We start from the raw sequence: 18,357 nt of genomic DNA, 5'->3' as shown, positions 1-18,357 counted from the left end.
ATGCCAGAACAATCACAAACAGAAATTTTCGATTTAGGTGACTTCCAACTATCAACTGGATTCATCCTTTCTAACGCCAAACTAGCGTATAAAACCCACGGTAAATTGAACGCAGCCAAAGACAATGCGATTTTGTTTCCACATTTTTTGGGCGGAGCGCCAGAAGCTCTAGAAATCTATATTGGCGAAGATCGTCCGCTCGACCCGCGCAAATACTTTATCATCTTACCTGGGTTGTTAGGCAACGGTGTCTCTTCCTCGCCCAGCAACACAGCTCCACCATTCGATCGCGGAGCCTTCCCGCAAACTCATATTGCTGATGATGTTATCGCTCAACATCGGCTCGTCACTGAAAAATTCGGCATCGACGAACTGTATTTAGTCCTCGGCTGGTCTGTCGGTGCGCTGCAAACTTATGAGTGGGCGGTTCGCTTTCCCCACATGGTCAAGCGTGCGGCTTCGATCGCAGGCGCTCCCAAGCCTTCTCCGTGGACTCTTTTGTGGTTGCGCACGGCAATTGAGGAACCGATCTTAGCCGATCCAGCTTGGAACAACGGCTTCTACACCGATCCTCAAGCCGTACAAGCTGGATTGCGCCGTCAAGCACACGTCATGGCGCTGACACTGCCTCCACTCGGATTCTACCGTGAAGGCGAAGAAGTCTGGCGGACGATCGGCTTTGCTTCTATGGATGACTTCGTTTCTCGTTTCTGGGAAGCCTTTATGCTGCCCCAAGACCCTAACAATTTGGTGAATCAATCGCGCAAGACCCGCGCCGCCGATCCCAGTGCTGGTGGCGATCTATCTGCCGCACTCAGCCGCATTAAAGCACAAATGTTTGTAGTTGCTTTCACTGGCGATCGCATGTTTCCGCCGGAAGAATGCCAGCGTGACGCTGAAAGGATTCCCAACGCTAAATACTGGGAAGTTAACAGCATCGGCGGACACTTGACCACATTCTCCCTAACCGAGCAAGACAGACAGGCAATGGATGATGTGCTGCGGCAAGTGCTAACAGCTTAGAAATGGGAGCAGGGAGAAGAGAGCTGAGGGAGCTGAGGGAGCTGAGGGGGACAAGGGGGACAAGGGGGACAAGGGGGACAAGGGGGAACTCGCTCTTCCCCGCGACCGAAGGGAGTGGGGATTAGGGGCGAAGGGGGACAAGGGAGCAGGGGGACAACTACCAACTACCAACTACCCATTACCAATTAACCTCGCGTGCGACTTTTTTCTTAGCCCCCTTTTTAAGGGGGTTGGGGATCGACAAACTACACCACTCACGAAGAGATCCCCCCTAACCCACGCCACTTTGCTCAAGTCGGGAAACCCGCCCACGCAAGTGGCTCCCCTTGAGAAAGGGGGGAACAAGAGCAAGAGACAGTTACACGTTGCGTAATTACCAACTACCAACTACCAATTACCATCTGCATTCCTTTTACAAGCAATTTAGTATCTTCGTAGGAGACAATAAATGTATATCGGTCGCGATTGGTCAATCGAGCATAACCAGCGGGCAAAAGTCAAAAACGCCGAACTCAGATATGCGCTGGTGGGAAGTGGCGAACCCGTACTTTGCATTCACGGCACGAATATTGCTGACAGCCTGATTACGCCACTGCAATTTTATCCCCAGTTGTTTGAAAAATACCAGTTTATTAGCTACTACAGAGCTGGCTATAACGGCAGCACGCTAGAAAAAGATAGTTTGAGTATTGAAGAAGGCGCAGAACACGCTAAACAATTGCTGGAGCATTTAGGGATTGAAAAAACACATATTCTAGCTTTTTCCTTTGGTGGTGTGATTGGCTTTCAATTCATGCTTTCCTATCCTGAGATGGTACATTCTGCCATCCTGCTCGAACCATACTTGCCGAGAGAAGCTCCAGAGGCAGTTGAAGCAAACGTGAATGCCTTTAACCGAGCGATGGATCTGTTTAAAGCTGGCGATCGCCTGGGTGCGGCTCAGCGCTACATGGTAGATGTCTGCGGACACAGTTTTTTGAGTGCTGTCGATCTGACAAATCCAATTGATGTATGGGACAGAGTTGCTGTTGATGCCAATATCGCTTTCACAATTGATTTCCCGGCAATTTCCAATTGGGGATTCAGAATGTCAGAGGCAGATCGGCTAGTCGAGAAAAAACCAACTATGCCAATCTTAGCGGCGATGGGACTGGATAGCGAAGCGGCAATGCCTGGTTTTCGGGAAACGCAGCAGTTTCTGATGGACTGGCTGCCGCAAGCCGAACGGTGCGGCATCATGAATGCAACTCACGGGATGCAAAGTATGAATCCTGTAGAAGTCGGACAAGCTGCCCTGGCTTTTCTCCAGAAGCATCCAATGGATTGAACGAAATGCTTGTGATATTGTGTCCTTCTATTATTGCTTTTTGACACAAAATTATGCAGACACGCACTCTCGGCAACAACGGTTCCAATGTCTCTGCTCTCGGTCTAGGGCTGATGGGGATGTCAGACTTCTACGGTCCCGCTGACCAAGCTGAAAGTATCGCAACCATACACGATGCGATCGCAGCTGGAATTACGTTATTGGATACAGGAGACTTCTACGGATCGGGTCATAATGAGATGCTTTTGCGCGAAGCCCTGAAAGGTCGCAGGCGTGAAGATGTCTTTATCGCTGTCAAATTCGGGGCGATGCGATCGCCTAACGGTGGTTTTATTGGTGTTGATTGCCGTCCCGCCGCCGTGAAAAACTTCCTCGCCTACACGCTCAAACGGCTGGGAACTGACTACATCGATCTTTACCAACCAGCGCGGATAGACCATACAGTACCGATTGAAGAGACAGTCGGCGCGATCGCCGAAATGCTTAAAGCGGGCTACGTGCGCCATATCGGGCTTTCAGAAGCAGGAGCCGAAACCCTGCGCCGCGCCCAAGCCGTTCACCCGATTAGCTGGCTGCAAATTGAATATTCGCTCCTCAGTCGCGGCATTGAAACTGAGATTCTGCCGACAGCTCGCGAACTCGGCATCGCAATTACTGCCTATGGAGTCCTGTCGCGCGGTCTTTTGAGCGGTCACTGGTCGAAAGAGCGATCGGCAACAGCCCGCGATTTTCGCGCCCACCTGCCCCGCTTTACGGGCGCAAATCTAGATTGCAACCTCGCCCTCGTCGAGGCGTTACGGGCGATCGCCCACGAGAAAGGGGCGACAGTGGCTCAAGTCGCGATCTCCTGGGTTTTAGCGCAGGGAGCCGATATTATTCCGCTGGTTGGCGCACGTCGGCGCGATCGCCTTGCTGAGGCGCTGGGTGCGTTGGAAATAGAGCTGTCTGTGGCAGATCTCGCTCGAATCGAAAAGGCAGTCCCAACAACTGCGGTGGCGGGCGATCGCTACGATGCCGGACAGATGGCTATGCTCGACAGCGAAAGAAAAACATAAAGACGTTAACAAGAGTTTTGCTATGCCTACCATTCAATTTACATATTGCACGGGATTAAGAAGAGAGATTTTTGCCAACGTCCGCTTAACTGGTAACTGGGACGGCAACGGACGCTATTCGGAGCAGTGGACGACTATCCCCATGCAACAGGCTATTGGTGAAGATGGTTGTCCCTGCTTTACAACAACAGTTGAGTTAGATGATTCGCAAGTTGGTTGGTTATTTCGTTGGGGTGTAATTTTAGATAGTTCAGCAGGCGCAGATCGGTGGGGCATTGCCACTGAGATTAACGATAGTAATTCGAGCGATCGCTACCGCAGTTTTACACTACAACCTGACAGCGGTAAACCGCAACCAGAAAGCTATTACCTCACCCATTCCCGTCTTCTGGGAGCGCAAAAATACTATAACGATGCTCCCCAACCAGCGATTCAATTTGCCGTTTGGTCGCCTAACGCTCAGAATGTGGAAGTAGTTTTTGGTGGCACTAGCGGTTACATAGGTGATGACGGTTCTGGTATCGACTCCTCTCGCAGTACTCTGGCTTTGTCTCGACAAAATAACGGCATTTGGCTAACAAATATTGCTAATTCCGCCCTGGCTAATTTTTCTAATTTCGACCATCTGCCCTATATGTATCGGATTACGAAACAGAGTGGCAGAGTAGAATACAAAACAGATTTATATTCCCGCTGTCAGATAGGGCAAGGAAATATCAATCCCAACGGCGCAGCTTATACTGGCGATTACCGCGAACTCGATGGTTCGGTGAGTTGTTCGGTGGTTGTCGATCCCGATCGCGTTTTGATGCAACCTGGAGATAGCATTACGTCATCTTCACAAGAATTTACCTCTGAAGCAGAGTTTTGGCAAAACGAATTTAATCCTAATCGTCCCCTTCCCCGTCGCGTTGAAGATCTCGTTATCTACGAACTGCATGTTGGTGCGTTGGGATACGGTACGAATCGACCTGGTAATTTTGCCGATGCTATACAACTGCTGCCCTACTTAGTCGATTTGGGTGTCAATGCGGTTGAATTACTGCCCATGTCTGAATTTAGAGACGAGCAAAATTGGGGTTACGAAACATCCCACTACTTTGCTTTAGAATACAGCGCGGGTGGTCGCGACCAATTGAAGCATTTCGTTCGCGAGTGCCATCGTAACGGTATTGCTGTAATTATGGATGTGGTCTATAACCACTACTCTCCAGATGCCGGACGCGCCCAATGGGCTTACGATTCGGACGTTCCCGAACAAAACATCTATTACTGGTACGAGGGCAACTCCAGCAACTATTTCTACTCGGACGGCAGGCATTTCCCAGAAGGCGGATATGTAGACAACATGTCTACTGGTTTCTCTCCCCGCTTTCATGAAGAGATGGTACGGAAGATGTTTATCAGCAGTGCCGCGACTCTATTAGAAGAGTTTCACGTTGACGGTTTCCGCGTCGATCAAACAACTTCGATGCACTCATATAACGTACTACATGCCGATGGTAGACCGTTAGGTAACGTTAATGTTTTTGGGGCTAAATTCCTACGAGAATGGTGTCGGACGTTGAAGCTGATCCGCCCAGATGTGATGTTGATGGCGGAGGATCATTCTGATTGGGATCGAGTCACCGAGTCAACTGAAAATGGTGGTTTGGGGTTTGATGCGGCTTGGTATTCCAGTTTCTACCATAATTTAGTTGGCGATGCCAGCGCTGGAAGAGAATATGCCAAATTAATTCCCACAGCTGGCTATGGTGACAACGATCCGCTAGCAATGGATTATTTTGCAGGCGCGTTAGCAGCATCTGGCAGTCACAAAGTTGTCTACCACGAATCCCACGACGAAGCGGGTAACTCATATTACGACGAAGGTGGTCATCGCGTTGAATCTCGGCGCACGATTGTAGCAGCGGTGAACTCTGCACCCTTAATTGGCGACACGCGGCGCTTTGCTGAGGCACGCTGTCACTTTGCTTGTGGCGTGACAATGTTGAGTGCAGGTACGCCGATGTTTCTCATGGGTGAAGAAATTGGGGCGCAAAAAGCCTACAGATACCGCGATTTCATGAACAACCGCGAAGATTTACTCGGCGAACGGCAAACCAACGGACAGCGATTGTTTCGATTTTATCAGGATATCATTCGATTGCGACTCAACAATTCAGGATTGCGATCGCACAACATTGACATCATCCACGTCCACAATGCTAACCGAGTTATTGCATTTAGACGCTGGGACAACTCCCAAGAATTTTTAATTGCTGCCAGTCTGAATAATAATCCTTTTGGATCGGGATATGCGATCGAATCTTCTCGTCTTGGTAATGGTTCTTGGCGCGAAGTTTTTAATAGCGATGCCGAACCTTATGGGGGAAATAGTGTCGGTAATTTAGGCGGATCTATTGGTTCTAGCACTGGGTGGATTCATGTTGTTATTCCGGCAAATGGATTTGTTGTTTTGCAGCGAATTTAGATCCCCCCAACCCCCCTTCAAAAGGGGGGCAATAAGATTTTTCGTTAGGATCGATTTAGATCTTTTCATCCCTTCTTAAATAGGAGAGTCATAGAACTTTTTGTTGAACCACAAAATTCATCTGCTATCCACGTCTAATTTTTTAACTTTTAACTTTTGACTTTTGACTTACTTTATCATGCCAAAATACACAGTTGAAGATGTTCTAGATATCATTAAAACCTTTACTCCAGAAGAAAAAATTGCCCTGCAATCTCAACTAGCTACAGCTTTAAATTCTCCAGCAGGTGTAACACCTTCAAGTAGAAACCAACAATCTCAATCTTTTGGTAACGTTACCCTTGGTAGTGGCAATACTTTTGATGCCAATCAGATTTCTGCTGAAGGTTCGGTAAACTTAGCCCGTAGTACAAACAAAGGTGAATTTGTTAAACAAGAAATTCAAGAAGCTTTAGACTTATTGCAAACGCTTAAACAAGGAATTGCTCAAACTGAGAAGCTGAATGTATTAGAAAAGAAAAATGCTGAGGCAACGATTTCAGTTGTAGAAGAAGAAATTACTAAGCCCAAACCAGATAAAAATTTACTGACTCAAGCAGGAAGCGCTTTAGAAAATTGTTGTAAAAAAGTAGCAGAATTTGCCGATCCTGCCTTGGCTATTGCGAATATCATCGCCATGATAGTTTAACGGTTATCAGTGACTTGTGACTAGTGACTGGTGACTAGAAAAGAATCCAGCCACTGGTTCCACTAACCACCAGCCACTCACATGACAAAAAATGCTAAATAGTCAACAACAAGTACAAAGTTTTGGTGATATTGCATTAGGCGATGGAAATGTTTTTACGATTAACCAAATCCTCCACGTCACTGCTTCTGCAATTCAAACTCGTCCCCTCAATCCAACATCACCTTATCGAGGACTGAGAAAGTTTGAATTTAATCATAAAGATCTTTTCTTTGGTCGCGATCGCCTGATTGCCAATTTAATTGAAGTCATCAGTCAAAGTAATTTGATCCTACTCTTGGGTGCATCTGGTAGCGGCAAGTCATCCTTAGTTCGAGCTGGAATTCTCCCTCAACTTGCTGAAAAATTAGGTGCTAAATTTCGCGATTTCACATTTACTCCTGACAGAAATCCTTTTGAGTCTTTTCGGATTAGTTTAATTAGCAAAGGCTATAGACAATCCGAAGTAGAAACTGCTTTTGATAATTTTAAATTACCTCTCAATCAAGGTATTCACGCCTTGAAAGAGAAAGATTCGCAATGGCTCATATTTATCGACCAATTTGAAGAGACTTTCACATTATGTCAAGATTTAGAACAGCGCAAAAAATTTATTGATAATTTAGTTGCTATTGCAAAGTCGAATCGCCAATCTGTTAAAATTATCTTAGCAATGCGGGCAGATTTTTTAGATCGTTTTAGTCCCTACCCAAACTTAGGTAAAATTGCACAGCAGAATATTCATCTCGTCACCGATATGCACCCAGATGAGTTGAGACTGGCGATCGAACAACCTGCTGCTCATCATGGTGTTATTTTTGAAGCCGGATTAGTAGAAGAAATTATTCGAGATATCCAAGGACAAGCTGGTTCTTTACCTTTATTACAATATACTTTAGATTTACTTTGGCAAAATGAAGATATTTCAGACCGCACTTTAAATATTAAAACTTATCGAGAACTGGGCGGCGTGCGCGGCGCATTACAAACTCATGTCGATCGCATTTATCAGCATTTACAACCACAAGAACAACTGGCAGCAAAACAAATTTTTCTCAGATTAATCGATTTAACTGCAACAGAAAAAGAATTCAATATAGTAGGAAAAGCTGTCAGTCGTCGTGCCCATCTGACCGAATTTGACAATCAATTAGTTCAAAATATTTTAGATCGATTAATTGATAGCAACTTATTAGTTAGCAATCGTCAAGAACAATCGACTGTAGAAATTGCTCACGAAATTTTAATTAACTCTTGGTCAACTCTGAAAGAATGGATCGAAGATAGTAAAGAAGCGATCGTCATTCGCAATCGATTGTCAGAAGATGCCCAACGCTGGCAAGATGCAGGTACACCCTCAGACGAACTCTGGAATGGTTCTAAGTTGCAACGGGTAGAAGAACTGCGACAGAAGCAAGAATTCGATCGCCTGGGTGGGTTAACTGAGTTAGAAAATCAATTTATCGATGCCAGTATAGCAGAACGCGATCGCCGTCTTTGGGAAGCAGAAGCACGTAGAAAACGTCTACTAATAGCAGTTTCAGGCGCATCTGTAGTTTTTGCTGGGCTATCCCTCTTAGCGGGGATACAGTGGCAACAAGCCGAACGACAGAAAACAATTTTAAGCTTGCGCGAACGGGGAAATCAAGCTACCAACTTACTAAACGTTAACCCAGTAGTAGGGGTAACTCAGGCGATCGCCCTCACTGGTGAAAGTATAGACCGATTTGGCGATCGATTCGCACAGACTTTACCCCAAGTACGTTCTAGTTTACGGGATGCGATCGCCGTACCTACAGAACGCAACGCCCTCAGAGGACATCAGGGTGCTGTTTGGGTAGCTGCTTTTAGCCCCGATGGTCAGTATATTGTCAGTGCTAGCGATGACGGGACGGTGCGGTTGTGGGATAAACAGGGTAATCCCATCGGTCAACCCTTTCGGGGTCATAAAGGTTTTGTTCATTCAGTCGCTTTCAGTCCAGACGGGCAATATATAGTCAGTGGCGGTGGTGACAACACAGTGAGGTTATGGGATAAACAGGGTAATCTTATCGGTCAGCCCTTCCGAGGTCATCGGGGTAAGGTGCTGTCAGTCGCTTTTAGCCCTAATGGACAGTACATCGCTATTGGGGGTGATGATAGCACGATCGGGTTATGGGATTTACAGGGCAACCTCATCGGTCAACCCTTCCAGGGACATCAAGGAGAAGTTTGGTCAGTCGCCTTCAGTCCAGACGGACAATACATTGCTAGCGGTGGTGCTGACAACACGATTAAGCTGTGGGACAAACAAGGAAACCCACGCAGTCAGCCTTTTCGGGGTCATCAAGACCAGGTGTTTGCAGTTGCCTTCAGTCCCGATGGAAAAGCGATCGCGAGTGGTAGTGCCGATAATACAATTCGCTTGTGGGATCTCAGAGGCAATGCGATCGCTCAACCCTTCACCGGACACGAAGATTTTGTCCGTGCAGTCACTTTTAGCCCCGATGGAAAGTATGTTTTGAGTGGCAGCGATGATAAAACGCTGCGGTTGTGGGATTTAAAAGGACATCAAATCGGTCAGCCTCTAATCGGACATGAATATTATCTTTACTCAGTTGGCTTTAGTCCTGATGGAGAGACAATTGTTAGTAGTAGCGAAGATAGTACAGTTCGCCTCTGGAATCGAGCCGATTTTGAAACCGATTCCACTCTGACAGGACACCAAGATACAGTTTTGGCTGTAGCCATTAGTCCCGATGGGCAGTACGTTGCAAGTAGTAGTGCTGACAAGACAATTCAGTTGTGGGATAAATCTGGAAATCCTCTGACTCAGCTACGAGGTCATCAAGGTGCTGTCAACTCAATTGCTATTAGTCCAGACGGACAATTTATCGCTAGTGGTAGCGACGATCGCACGGTACGATTGTGGAATAAACAAGGTAATGCGATCGCTCGTCCCTTTCAAGGACATGAAGATGCTGTACACTCAGTGGCTATCAGTACTGATGGACAACATATAATCAGTGGTAGTGCAGACGGTACAATTCGATTATGGGATAAACAGGGTAATGCGATCGCGCGTCCTTTCCAAGGACATGAAGGTGGCGTATTCTCAGTGGCTATCAGTCCTGATGGACAACAAATTATTAGTGGTGGGAACGACAAAACAATTCGCGTGTGGGATCTAAAGGGCAATCCTATCGGTCAACCCTGGCGTAGACATCCAGATGAAGTCCACTCAGTAGCTTTTAGCCCAGATGGAAAATATGTCGTTAGCGGTAGCCGCGATCGCACGGTACGATTGTGGGATCGCCAAGGCAACGCGATCGGTCAACCTTTTTTAGGGCATGGTAGTCTCGTTACATCCGTTGCTTTCAGCCCAGATGGAGAATATATCGTTAGTGGTAGTCGAGATCGCACGGTAAGACTGTGGGATTTGCAAGGCAATGCGATCGGTCAACCGATGCAAAAACATGAAAGTTCTGTCACCTCAATTGCAATTAGCTCCGATGGGCAACATATTATCAGCGGCAGTTGGGACAAAACAGTACAATTATGGCAAGGTGGTAGTTTCTCAACTTGGTTGAAAACAGCTTGCAACAAACTACAAGCGCATTCCGTTATTACCACACATGCCACAGAAACAGCCAAGATAGCCAGCAAAACCTGTCAAATTAAGTTGTAATTGGTCATTGGTCATTTGTAGCGATCGATGGTTAGTTGTTCTTGGTTTTGACTTTTGACTTTTGACTTCTAATTTCCGACTTCCCTATGGTTTCCTCCCGCAGTATCCCCAACCGCCAGACTATAGAACAGCTGGCTCAACAATTTCCAGAAGTTGATATTGCTTCAGTCGAAACCTGTTTAGCTTTTCTCGATACTACTGCTGAAGTTTATACTGCCCTGGAAACTCATTTTGCCCGCCACGGCTTGTCTGTGGGCAAGTTTACCCTACTAATGCAATTGTTTGTGGCTGGGGAACAGGGACTTACACCTTCGGGTTTTGCCGAACGTGCGGGTGTCACTCGTGCAACTATTACCGGACTGTTAGATGGATTAGAACGGGAAAAATTAGTGCAGCGCCAACCCTATCCCGGCGATCGCCGAATGCTAACGATCCATCTGACTGACAAGGGACGAGAACTCATTTCAAATCTGCTTCCAGAGCATTTTTGCCGCACGACAAGCATGATGTCTCAGTTGACGACAGCAGAAAAAAAGACATTGATCGAGTTACTCGGTAAACTGCGCTCTGGTAGTGCTGCGATGCGCGAACCGTAACTGAAACTGAACCGATTCGCGATCGTGCTGTAGTATATAGTTAGCCGCCTAATTATATGGCAGCTAGCAAAAATCTTGATGCAGTATCGCATAAGACTAATCTACTTAGTCAAATTTGACCTTTGCTACTCGTGCATTCGATACCAACCGAGTTTTACATGATTGGAGGAACTCATGTCTGCAATCGACATCAACAGTGAAGAAACACGATCTAAAGTAAAAACGAAATCAAAAGAAGGGAAATCTCCAAGATGGAGCATTCAGCAAAAGAACTGGGTACTATCATTTCATATTGGGTTTGCGACACTGTGGACAGGAACTGTGTTGAGTATGTTTCTCATTGCATGGAGAAATAAGGACTCAACTAATCCCGATATTCTGTTTGCGCTCAACTCAGTTATCAACCTCCTCGATGATTTCGTTGTGATTCCTGCGGCAATTGGCTCAGTCATTACCGCAACATTGCTTTGTTGGCAAACAAACTACGGATTTTTCAAATTCTATTGGGTAATCGCCAAATGGGTTCTCTCGACTGCATTGATTATTTTTGGAACTTTTTGGTTGTTTCCTTGGGCAAACGCGGCAACTGAGATTTCTCTCGAATCAGGGCTAAAATCGTTTCAAAATCCACTCTATACCTTTGACGCGCTCGGAGTGTTACTCGGAACGCTGATTCAAGTTTTCTTTCTATTCGTCATTGTCGGCATCTCGGTACTCAAGCCGTGGGGAAGACGAACAACCACAGAGAAGCAGGCAAAGCCAACCGCCGCAAGTTAAGTTTTTGTCCAAGGATTAATACTTTGAGTTTGTAACTAGTCGCAGTCTAATTGTCATTTAGCAGCTTCATTATTGTGTTAACGTAAACGTCATCTTACTTCAATTTGAAGTTTAAACATAAGACAGGGTTGATGGTTAGCAATCTCCTATCAACCTTTCTTTATGCTTGCTTTTTATCAGAGGATAAAACATTATATCAAGGTATTGTCTCCGAAATAGTTCTTTTTTTTTACAATTCATCTATCTTAATGGAGCAAGAGGACTCCCGTTACAGTCGCAGACTTAACGGGAGATGAATTGCGACCAACATAAAACTGAGCGCAGCAAATCATTGTTTTGACTGTTCTTGGTTCTCAACGTAATTTTTTAATTGTTCAACTGTGACACCACCGCAGCTAGCTACAAAATACGCACCAGTCCAAAAGTAAGGTTTGTTGTAGAAGTATTTTTTAGCCAAACAGGGAAACTCTTTGCGAATTAATCTGCTGCTCACTGTTTTGATATTTCCAATGAGTGTTGAGAGGGGTTTGTCAGGCTTGTAATCAATTAATAAGTGTACATGGTCTGCTTCGCCATTAAATTCCAATAGCTCGCAATCCCACTTTTTAAGGGTGTCCGTGATTATTTCTTTTAGCCTGTTTAAGATTTCTGCGTTAATAGCTTTCCTGCGGTACTTGACGACTAGAACAATATGAGCGTTAAGTTTGTAAACAGACCTGAAACCGTGATTATACATATATTGACAAGGTATAGCGGTAAGTAGTATATTCCCACTAGTTTCGCATAACTTATATTGATGTTAGACGTATTAAAGGTCAGAATTTATCCAAATAAAGAGCAAGAGATATCTTTAGCTAAGAGCTTTGGGTGTTCTCGCTTTGTTTGGAATTTTTACCTCAACAAAACTAATACTCAATATCAAGAAACTGGGAAAGGTATGACTTACTGCCAAATGGCAAAAGACCTAACTCAGTTGAAGAAACTGTCTGATTATGAATGGTTGCAAGAACCAACTGCTGCTGTCCTGCAACAATCGCTTAAGAATCTAGAAACTGCATTTAAGAATTTCTTTTTGAAACGTACTGGATTTCCTAAGTTCAAAAGTAAACATTCTAAGCAGTCAATCCGCTTTCCTGAAAGCTGTTCGATTAAGGAGGGTAGCTTAAAACTTCCTAAACTTGGATTGGTTAAAGTTAGTCTTTCTAAGACTGTCAACAGCAAGATTAAATCCGTAACTGTTTCCAAAACAAGTACAGATAAATATTTTGCGGCGATACTATTCGAGACTGATAAGTTAGCTACTAAAAAACAGGGAAAGATATCAGGAATCGACCTTGGGCTAAATAGTCTAGTAACTGTCTTTGATGGTGAAACCTGTTACAAAGTTGATCCAATCAAACCCACTAGAAAATACGCTAAAAGACTAAGAGTTAGACAAAAATCTTTATCTCGTAAAGTCAAGGGATCTAACAATAGGCGTAAGGCAATCAAAGTAGTCGCTAAAGTTCACGAAAAAATATCAAACACAAGACAAGATTTTCTCCATAAACTCTCACGAAAGTTAGTTGACGATAACCAAGTCATAGTAACTGAGAACCTTTGTGTTAAAGGATTAGCGCGTACCAAGTTAGCCAAGTCAATACATGATGCTGGTTTTGGAATGCTGCTTAATTTCATCAGCTACAAACTAGAGAGAGAAGAAGGTAACTTCATCCAAGTTGACAGATTCTTTCCCAGTACAAAGCTTTGTTCATGTTGTGGTCATAAAAATGATTTGCTGAATTTAAGTATCCGTGAGTGGATTTGCCCAGGTTGTCAAACAACCCACGACAGAGATGAAAATGCCTCACGAAACTTGAGAGCAGAAGGGATAAGAATACTGTCAACAAATACTGTGGGACACACAGAAATTCAAGCTTGTGGAGAAGCAGTAAGACTCGTTGGTACTTGTACCAAAAAGCGTGTTTCTGAGAAACAAGAATCTCCCGCTACATTGCGCGATTCAATTAGCGGGGGAGTGTCAATTTTCTAAGCTAAATTTGTTCATAAGTTTCCTAATTCACTTTTTAACAATTCTAATATTAAAAATCTTAAATACTAATTATATCAGTATTATCTTAGCAAAATTTGTATTGTATTCAAAAACTTTTGCTAACAAAGCACGCATTACATAAAGTATAACCATCGCCACGAACAAACTACTTACCTTACTGTCAATTCCATTATTTTTCAAGTCCTGAACTTTTCTGTCTTAACAAAATATAGCTTCTAGCAGAATATAGAGACTAGATTGCTTCCTAAAGTAGTACTTCAACTTACTATTACCTACTAGTAAACTGTTCGAGGACTATTTTAAGGTTTTTTTAAATTTAGCTTTAAGAGCTACTAGAGGTAGTTGTGAAGCTGCAATCTGACAGCAGATACATGCTAAAGCTACTATAAAAAGTTATGACAATTATTCTAGTCACGGGTTCGGCAGGATTAATTGGTTCTGAATCAGTGAGATTTTTCTGCGACCGGGGTTATACCGTTGTAGGAATTGATAATAATATGCGGCAAACATTCTTTGGGGAAAATGCCTCAACTAAATGGAACCGCGATTTGCTATTAGAAAAATATGAAGAACGCTACATTCATCATAATATTGATATTCGCGATCGCGAGGCAGTTACCAAACTATTTCAAGACTATGGCACAGACATTAGCTTAATTATTCATACAGCAGCTCAGCCTTCACACGACTGGGCAGCTCGCGACCCCTACACTGATTTTACAGTCAATGCTAACGGCACTTTGATCTTACTAGAAAATACCCGTCAAATTTGTCCAAATGCAGTTTTCATTTTTTGTTCTACTAATAAAGTTTATGGAGACAAACCGAATTTCTTACCACTAATCGAGCAAGAGTGGCGTTGGGAAATTGAGGAAACGCACCCATACAGTGTTGGCATTGATGAAACAATGTGTATTGACCAATGCAAACACTCTTTGTTTGGAACTTCCAAGGTTGCAGCGGATGTATTAGTCCAAGAATACGGACGTTACTTTGACATGAAAACTGCTAGTTTTCGAGGTGGATGTTTAACAGGTCCTAGTCACTCAGGTACTGAATTACATGGGTTTTTATCTTATTTAATGAAATGCACGATGTTAGGAAAACCCTATCGGGTTTATGGCTATAAGGGTAAGCAAGTCAGAGACAATATTCATAGCTACGATCTAGTCAATGCTTTCTATCATTTTTACCAAGCTCCTCGAATTGGTGAAGTTTACAACATTGGGGGAAGTCGGTTCAGTAATTGCTCGATATTAGAAGCGATTCAAGAATGTGAAGCGATCGCTGAGAAAAAACTCAATTGGAGTTATGAAGAAGTTAATAGAAGCGGAGATCATATTTGGTGGATTAGCGATGTTCGGAAGTTCCAGCAGCATTATCCAGGCTGGAATTTAACCTATGGCATCAAAAACATTATCAAAGAGATTTACATTCAAAATACGAGTCGTTGGAATTAAAAAATAGCTAGTTTAAGTCGTGCGAATTACTCTCTTAGCTTCATTTATATTGGAGTAGTAGCGATGCAAAAAATATTTCAACAACGAACAGTTAAATTTTTCATTGGTGGAGGTGTAGCAGCAGCACTGAATGTGTGGCTCATTTCTCTATTAATCGATCGCTTAGGGTTTCATACACCTGAATTGCGAAATCTAGCCAATGCAATATCAATGGAGGTTTCCTTATTATTTAGTTTTTTTATCTACCGCATCTGGGTATGGACTGGCGGTGATTGGAGGCTGGAAAAAGTTTTGTGGCGACAGTTACCGCTCTATCATATATCTGCTAGTTCGAGCATAATTATACGTTTAATACTTTTTCCTATCCTCGATTGGTTAAGTCTTAGCCCTCAAAATAATACCCTAATAGGTGTGCTACTAGGTGCTATTCTTAACTATATAATTAGCGATCGCTTAGTATTTCAAACTAGGAAAAAGACCGAGCTGTATTACCCAGAAGGATTAGCACCAGCTTTAGCAAGTCCGTCAAATTCAGCCAAACTACCTGTAACCTCCACAAGTATTGAACCTACTCTGGTTCTTTCAATAGTCATTCCAGCTTATAACGAAGAGGATTGTATTGCCCGAACAATCCAATCGATTAGCCAAGTTTTAGAAGAGAAGTACATCCCTTACGACATTTTAGTAGTTAATGATAATAGTCGCGATCGCACAGAAGCAGTTTTACAACAGCTTCGCTTACAAAATCCTAAAGTAACCTACATTAATAACTATTATCCTAATGGTTTTGGTTTTGCAGTACGCTGCGGTTTAGAGAATTTTCAAGGGGATGCTGTAGCGATTGTGATGGCAGATTGCTCTGATGCTCCAGAAGACATAGTTGCTTACTACTATAAGCTATGCCAAGGTTACGAATGCGTGTTTGGTTCTCGCTTTATTAAAGGTGGTAAAGTCATTGATTATCCAGCTCATAAGTTAATTGTGAATCGTTTAGCCAATTTATTTATTCAAATCTTATTTGGCTTAAACTTCAATGACACGACTAATGCTTTTAAGGCTTATCGCCGAGAAGTCATTAAGGGAGTTTATCCACTTTTATCTCATCACTTTAATCTTACGGTTGAAATTCCGCTTAAAGCGATCGCGCGAGGCTACTCTTACGCAGTTATACCAATTTCCTGGCGCAATCGTACAACAGGAGTGTCTAAGTTAAAGCTAAAAGAGATGGGGAGCCGTTATTTATTTATTGCCCTCTGTATCTTTCTAGAAAAGAAACTTTCTAGAGGAGATTATGTTCGGAAGAACTTACAATCTGCAATTCGTAGATGAGCCTGAAAAGGAATACTTTTTAATTTGAGGAAGCTCATAAATTTATGACTATTTCACATTTAAACCAAGAGAAATATCTCAAAAGACTTTACAGCAATCGATTTAATTATAAAGAGAAGAGAGCTAAAATTGCTTTATGGAAAGTTTTAATAGAAAACTTTTTACAAAAACATGTCGGACAAGACTCAGTTGTATTAGATATTGGGGGAGGATATTGCGAGTTTATCAATCAGATTCAAGCGAAAGAAAAATACTTAATTGATTTAAATCCTGACTCTCAAGTATTTGCTAATTCTGACGTTAGGATCGCCCATTTAAATCTTCTAAACTTTAAAGAACGAGATTTGTTTGTCAAGCGTGTCGATCGTATCTTTATTTCTAACTTTTTTGAACATTTAAATAATAAAGAAGAGTTAATTGAGATTTTATTATTTTGCTGGGATCGCCTTAAACCTGGTGGCTCTCTGTTAATTATTCAGCCCAACTTTAAGTACTCATTTAAGGAATACTATGACTTTATCGATCATAAATTACCACTGACGCACCTTTCTTTGAAAGAAATCTTAGAGACTGTGGGGTTTGAGATTGATGTGTTAATTCCTAGATTCCTACCTTATTCAACAAAAGGTAGATTGACCTCACCTCAGCTTTTAAGACTCTACCTTAAATTGAAAATTTTGTGGAGGTTTTTAGGAGGACAAATGTTTGTGAAAGTAGTTAAACCTTCCAAAGTTAATGAATTACCAGCAATCGGGAGATAGATCTGATGACTCGACAAGTTTTGATTACAGGAGGAGCAGGTTTTGTAGGTAGTACTTTAGCGTTGGGGTTGGCTCAGCGCTATCCTGACTGGCAGATTACTGCTTTAGATAACCTCAAGCGGCGGGGTTCAGAGCTAAATTTACCTCGATTGAAGCAAGCAGGTATTCAGTTTATTCATGGAGATGTACGAAATCAAGAAGATCTCGATCCAGTGGCACTTAAACCCGATTTAATTGTAGAGTGTTCGGCAGAACCATCAGTTTTAGCGGGATATGCGTCTCCAGGGTACGTACTACAAACAAATTTGGTGGGAACGATAAACTGTCTGGAATTGGCTCGACAAACTCAAGCAGATTTTATTTTTCTTTCTACTAGTAGAATCTATCCAATTAAGAGCCTTAGTAATTTGCAGTTTAAAGAGGCAGAAACACGGTTTCAACTCTTAGAGCAACAAAGTTTACCAGGAGCATCGAGCCAAGGTATTGCTGAGAATTTTCCTTTAAATGGGTCGCGATCGCTTTACGGTGCTACTAAGTTAGCGTCAGAGCTGTTGGTGGCTGAATATGCCGAGGCTTATGGACTAAGAACTATAATTAACCGCTGTGGCGTGCTGACTGGACCCTGGCAAATGGGCAAGGTCGATCAAGGCGTATTTGCTCTGTGGATGGCATTTCACTACTTCAAGCGATCGTTGAAATACATTGGCTACGGTGGAACGGGCAAGCAGGTAAGAGATTTTTTACATGTAAGCGATCTCCTAAACTTAATTGACCTGCAAATTCATCAATTATCAAAATTAGCTGGACAGACATTTAATGTAGGCGGTGGGGTAAACAATACACTTTCACTCTGCGAGACGACGCAGCTTTGCCAGGAAATCTGCGGGCATAGCATACCAATTACTCCCCTTCCAGCCTCTCGAATGGGAGATGTACCAATTTTTATTACAGACTCTAGCAAGGTCATGTATGCCACTGGATGGCAACCTCAGAAAGATGCAAAAACAACTCTAACTGAAATTTATGAGTGGCTGCATAAATTCGAGCATCAAGTTAGCGAGATTTTTCTTTAAGGATTAGTTGTAACACCAGCAATAAGAAGGCTATTG

General features: G+C 43.2%; 15 protein-coding genes. 14 read left to right on the top strand and 1 reads right to left on the bottom strand.

All coding sequences use genetic code 11. The features are described from left to right. From CHRO_RS05520 to CHRO_RS05485, 9 genes are all read left to right on the top strand, one after another. Positions 1–1,023, top strand: coding sequence for an alpha/beta fold hydrolase (locus CHRO_RS05520; RefSeq protein ID WP_015153197.1), 1,023 nt, complete (start codon positions 1–3; stop codon positions 1,021–1,023). A gap of 2 nt (positions 1,024–1,025) precedes the next feature. Continuing rightward, positions 1,026–1,148: a hypothetical protein gene (locus CHRO_RS34220; protein ID WP_281168626.1), complete on the top strand. Its 123-nt coding sequence runs from the start codon at positions 1,026–1,028 to the stop codon at positions 1,146–1,148. A 323-nt stretch (positions 1,149–1,471) separates the two neighbouring features. Continuing rightward, a complete protein-coding gene (locus CHRO_RS05515) occupies positions 1,472–2,350 on the top strand; it encodes an alpha/beta fold hydrolase (RefSeq protein ID WP_015153196.1) in 879 nt (292 codons plus the stop codon). Between the two features lie 53 nt (positions 2,351–2,403). Continuing rightward, positions 2,404–3,405 carry an aldo/keto reductase gene (locus tag CHRO_RS05510; RefSeq protein WP_015153195.1) on the top strand — a complete coding sequence of 334 codons (1,002 nt, stop codon included), beginning with the start codon at positions 2,404–2,406 and terminating at the stop codon, positions 3,403–3,405. Between the two features lie 22 nt (positions 3,406–3,427). Then, complete coding sequence (locus CHRO_RS05505; RefSeq protein WP_015153194.1) at positions 3,428–5,878, top strand: alpha-amylase family glycosyl hydrolase; 2,451 nt, start codon at positions 3,428–3,430, stop codon at positions 5,876–5,878. Between the two features lie 178 nt (positions 5,879–6,056). Continuing rightward, positions 6,057–6,566, top strand: coding sequence for a hypothetical protein (locus tag CHRO_RS05500; protein ID WP_015153193.1), 510 nt, complete (start codon positions 6,057–6,059; stop codon positions 6,564–6,566). 91 nt (positions 6,567–6,657) lie between these two features. Beyond that, positions 6,658–10,272, top strand: a complete 3,615-nt coding sequence (locus CHRO_RS05495) for an nSTAND1 domain-containing NTPase (protein ID WP_015153192.1) — start codon at positions 6,658–6,660, stop codon at positions 10,270–10,272. An 86-nt stretch (positions 10,273–10,358) separates the two neighbouring features. Further along, positions 10,359–10,868 (top strand): MarR family winged helix-turn-helix transcriptional regulator, encoded by a 510-nt coding sequence (locus CHRO_RS05490; protein ID WP_015153191.1) that lies wholly within the window; start codon positions 10,359–10,361, stop codon positions 10,866–10,868. 174 nt (positions 10,869–11,042) lie between these two features. Beyond that, positions 11,043–11,645 carry a hypothetical protein gene (locus CHRO_RS05485; RefSeq protein ID WP_015153190.1) on the top strand — a complete coding sequence of 201 codons (603 nt, stop codon included), beginning with the start codon at positions 11,043–11,045 and terminating at the stop codon, positions 11,643–11,645. A 328-nt stretch (positions 11,646–11,973) separates the two neighbouring features. Here the strand turns inward: CHRO_RS05485 and tnpA are convergent, their stop codons facing one another. Continuing rightward, a complete protein-coding gene (gene tnpA, locus CHRO_RS05480; protein ID WP_015153189.1) occupies positions 11,974–12,381 on the bottom strand; it encodes an IS200/IS605 family transposase in 408 nt (135 codons plus the stop codon). 60 nt (positions 12,382–12,441) lie between these two features. Here tnpA and CHRO_RS05475 point away from each other — a divergent pair, with 60 nt between their 5' ends. The 5 genes from CHRO_RS05475 to CHRO_RS05455 all read left to right on the top strand — a co-directional run bounded on the left by CHRO_RS05475 (position 12,442) and on the right by CHRO_RS05455 (position 18,321). Continuing rightward, a complete protein-coding gene (locus CHRO_RS05475; protein WP_015153188.1) occupies positions 12,442–13,677 on the top strand; it encodes an RNA-guided endonuclease InsQ/TnpB family protein in 1,236 nt (411 codons plus the stop codon). Positions 13,678–14,093: 416 nt separating this feature from the next. Next, a complete protein-coding gene (locus CHRO_RS05470; RefSeq protein ID WP_015153187.1) occupies positions 14,094–15,158 on the top strand; it encodes an NAD-dependent epimerase/dehydratase family protein in 1,065 nt (354 codons plus the stop codon). A gap of 63 nt (positions 15,159–15,221) precedes the next feature. Further along, on the top strand, positions 15,222–16,487 hold the full coding sequence (locus CHRO_RS05465; RefSeq protein WP_015153186.1) for a glycosyltransferase: 1,266 nt from the start codon (positions 15,222–15,224) through the stop codon (positions 16,485–16,487). Between the two features lie 44 nt (positions 16,488–16,531). After that, the gene (locus tag CHRO_RS05460; protein WP_015153185.1) at positions 16,532–17,248 is read left to right on the top strand and encodes a class I SAM-dependent methyltransferase; all 717 of its coding nucleotides are present in this window, start codon (positions 16,532–16,534) and stop codon (positions 17,246–17,248) included. Between the two features lie 5 nt (positions 17,249–17,253). Continuing rightward, positions 17,254–18,321 (top strand): NAD-dependent epimerase/dehydratase family protein, encoded by a 1,068-nt coding sequence (locus CHRO_RS05455; RefSeq protein WP_015153184.1) that lies wholly within the window; start codon positions 17,254–17,256, stop codon positions 18,319–18,321. Positions 18,322–18,357: the final 36 nt, after the last annotated feature.

The sequence above is a fragment of the Chroococcidiopsis thermalis PCC 7203 genome, from assembly GCF_000317125.1.
Taxonomy (GTDB): domain Bacteria; phylum Cyanobacteriota; class Cyanobacteriia; order Cyanobacteriales; family Chroococcidiopsidaceae; genus Chroococcidiopsis; species Chroococcidiopsis thermalis.
Note: the sequence above shows the minus strand (reverse complement) of the source record. Positions and strands in the feature narration are given on the sequence as shown.

Bases quoted from the DNA above. Each gene is read 5' to 3' on its own strand.
- CHRO_RS05520 (WP_015153197.1), top strand. From the start codon at position 1: ATGCCAGAACAATCACAAACAGAAATTTTCGATTTAGGTGACTTCCAA.
- CHRO_RS34220 (WP_281168626.1), top strand. From the start codon at position 1,026: ATGGGAGCAGGGAGAAGAGAGCTGAGGGAGCTGAGGGAGCTGAGGGGG.
- CHRO_RS05515 (WP_015153196.1), top strand. From the start codon at position 1,472: ATGTATATCGGTCGCGATTGGTCAATCGAGCATAACCAGCGGGCAAAA.
- CHRO_RS05510 (WP_015153195.1), top strand. From the start codon at position 2,404: ATGCAGACACGCACTCTCGGCAACAACGGTTCCAATGTCTCTGCTCTC.
- CHRO_RS05505 (WP_015153194.1), top strand. From the start codon at position 3,428: ATGCCTACCATTCAATTTACATATTGCACGGGATTAAGAAGAGAGATT.
- CHRO_RS05500 (WP_015153193.1), top strand. From the start codon at position 6,057: ATGCCAAAATACACAGTTGAAGATGTTCTAGATATCATTAAAACCTTT.
- CHRO_RS05495 (WP_015153192.1), top strand. From the start codon at position 6,658: ATGCTAAATAGTCAACAACAAGTACAAAGTTTTGGTGATATTGCATTA.
- CHRO_RS05490 (WP_015153191.1), top strand. From the start codon at position 10,359: ATGGTTTCCTCCCGCAGTATCCCCAACCGCCAGACTATAGAACAGCTG.
- CHRO_RS05485 (WP_015153190.1), top strand. From the start codon at position 11,043: ATGTCTGCAATCGACATCAACAGTGAAGAAACACGATCTAAAGTAAAA.
- tnpA (WP_015153189.1), bottom strand. From the start codon at position 12,381: ATGTATAATCACGGTTTCAGGTCTGTTTACAAACTTAACGCTCATATT.
- CHRO_RS05475 (WP_015153188.1), top strand. From the start codon at position 12,442: ATGTTAGACGTATTAAAGGTCAGAATTTATCCAAATAAAGAGCAAGAG.
- CHRO_RS05470 (WP_015153187.1), top strand. From the start codon at position 14,094: ATGACAATTATTCTAGTCACGGGTTCGGCAGGATTAATTGGTTCTGAA.
- CHRO_RS05465 (WP_015153186.1), top strand. From the start codon at position 15,222: ATGCAAAAAATATTTCAACAACGAACAGTTAAATTTTTCATTGGTGGA.
- CHRO_RS05460 (WP_015153185.1), top strand. From the start codon at position 16,532: ATGACTATTTCACATTTAAACCAAGAGAAATATCTCAAAAGACTTTAC.
- CHRO_RS05455 (WP_015153184.1), top strand. From the start codon at position 17,254: ATGACTCGACAAGTTTTGATTACAGGAGGAGCAGGTTTTGTAGGTAGT.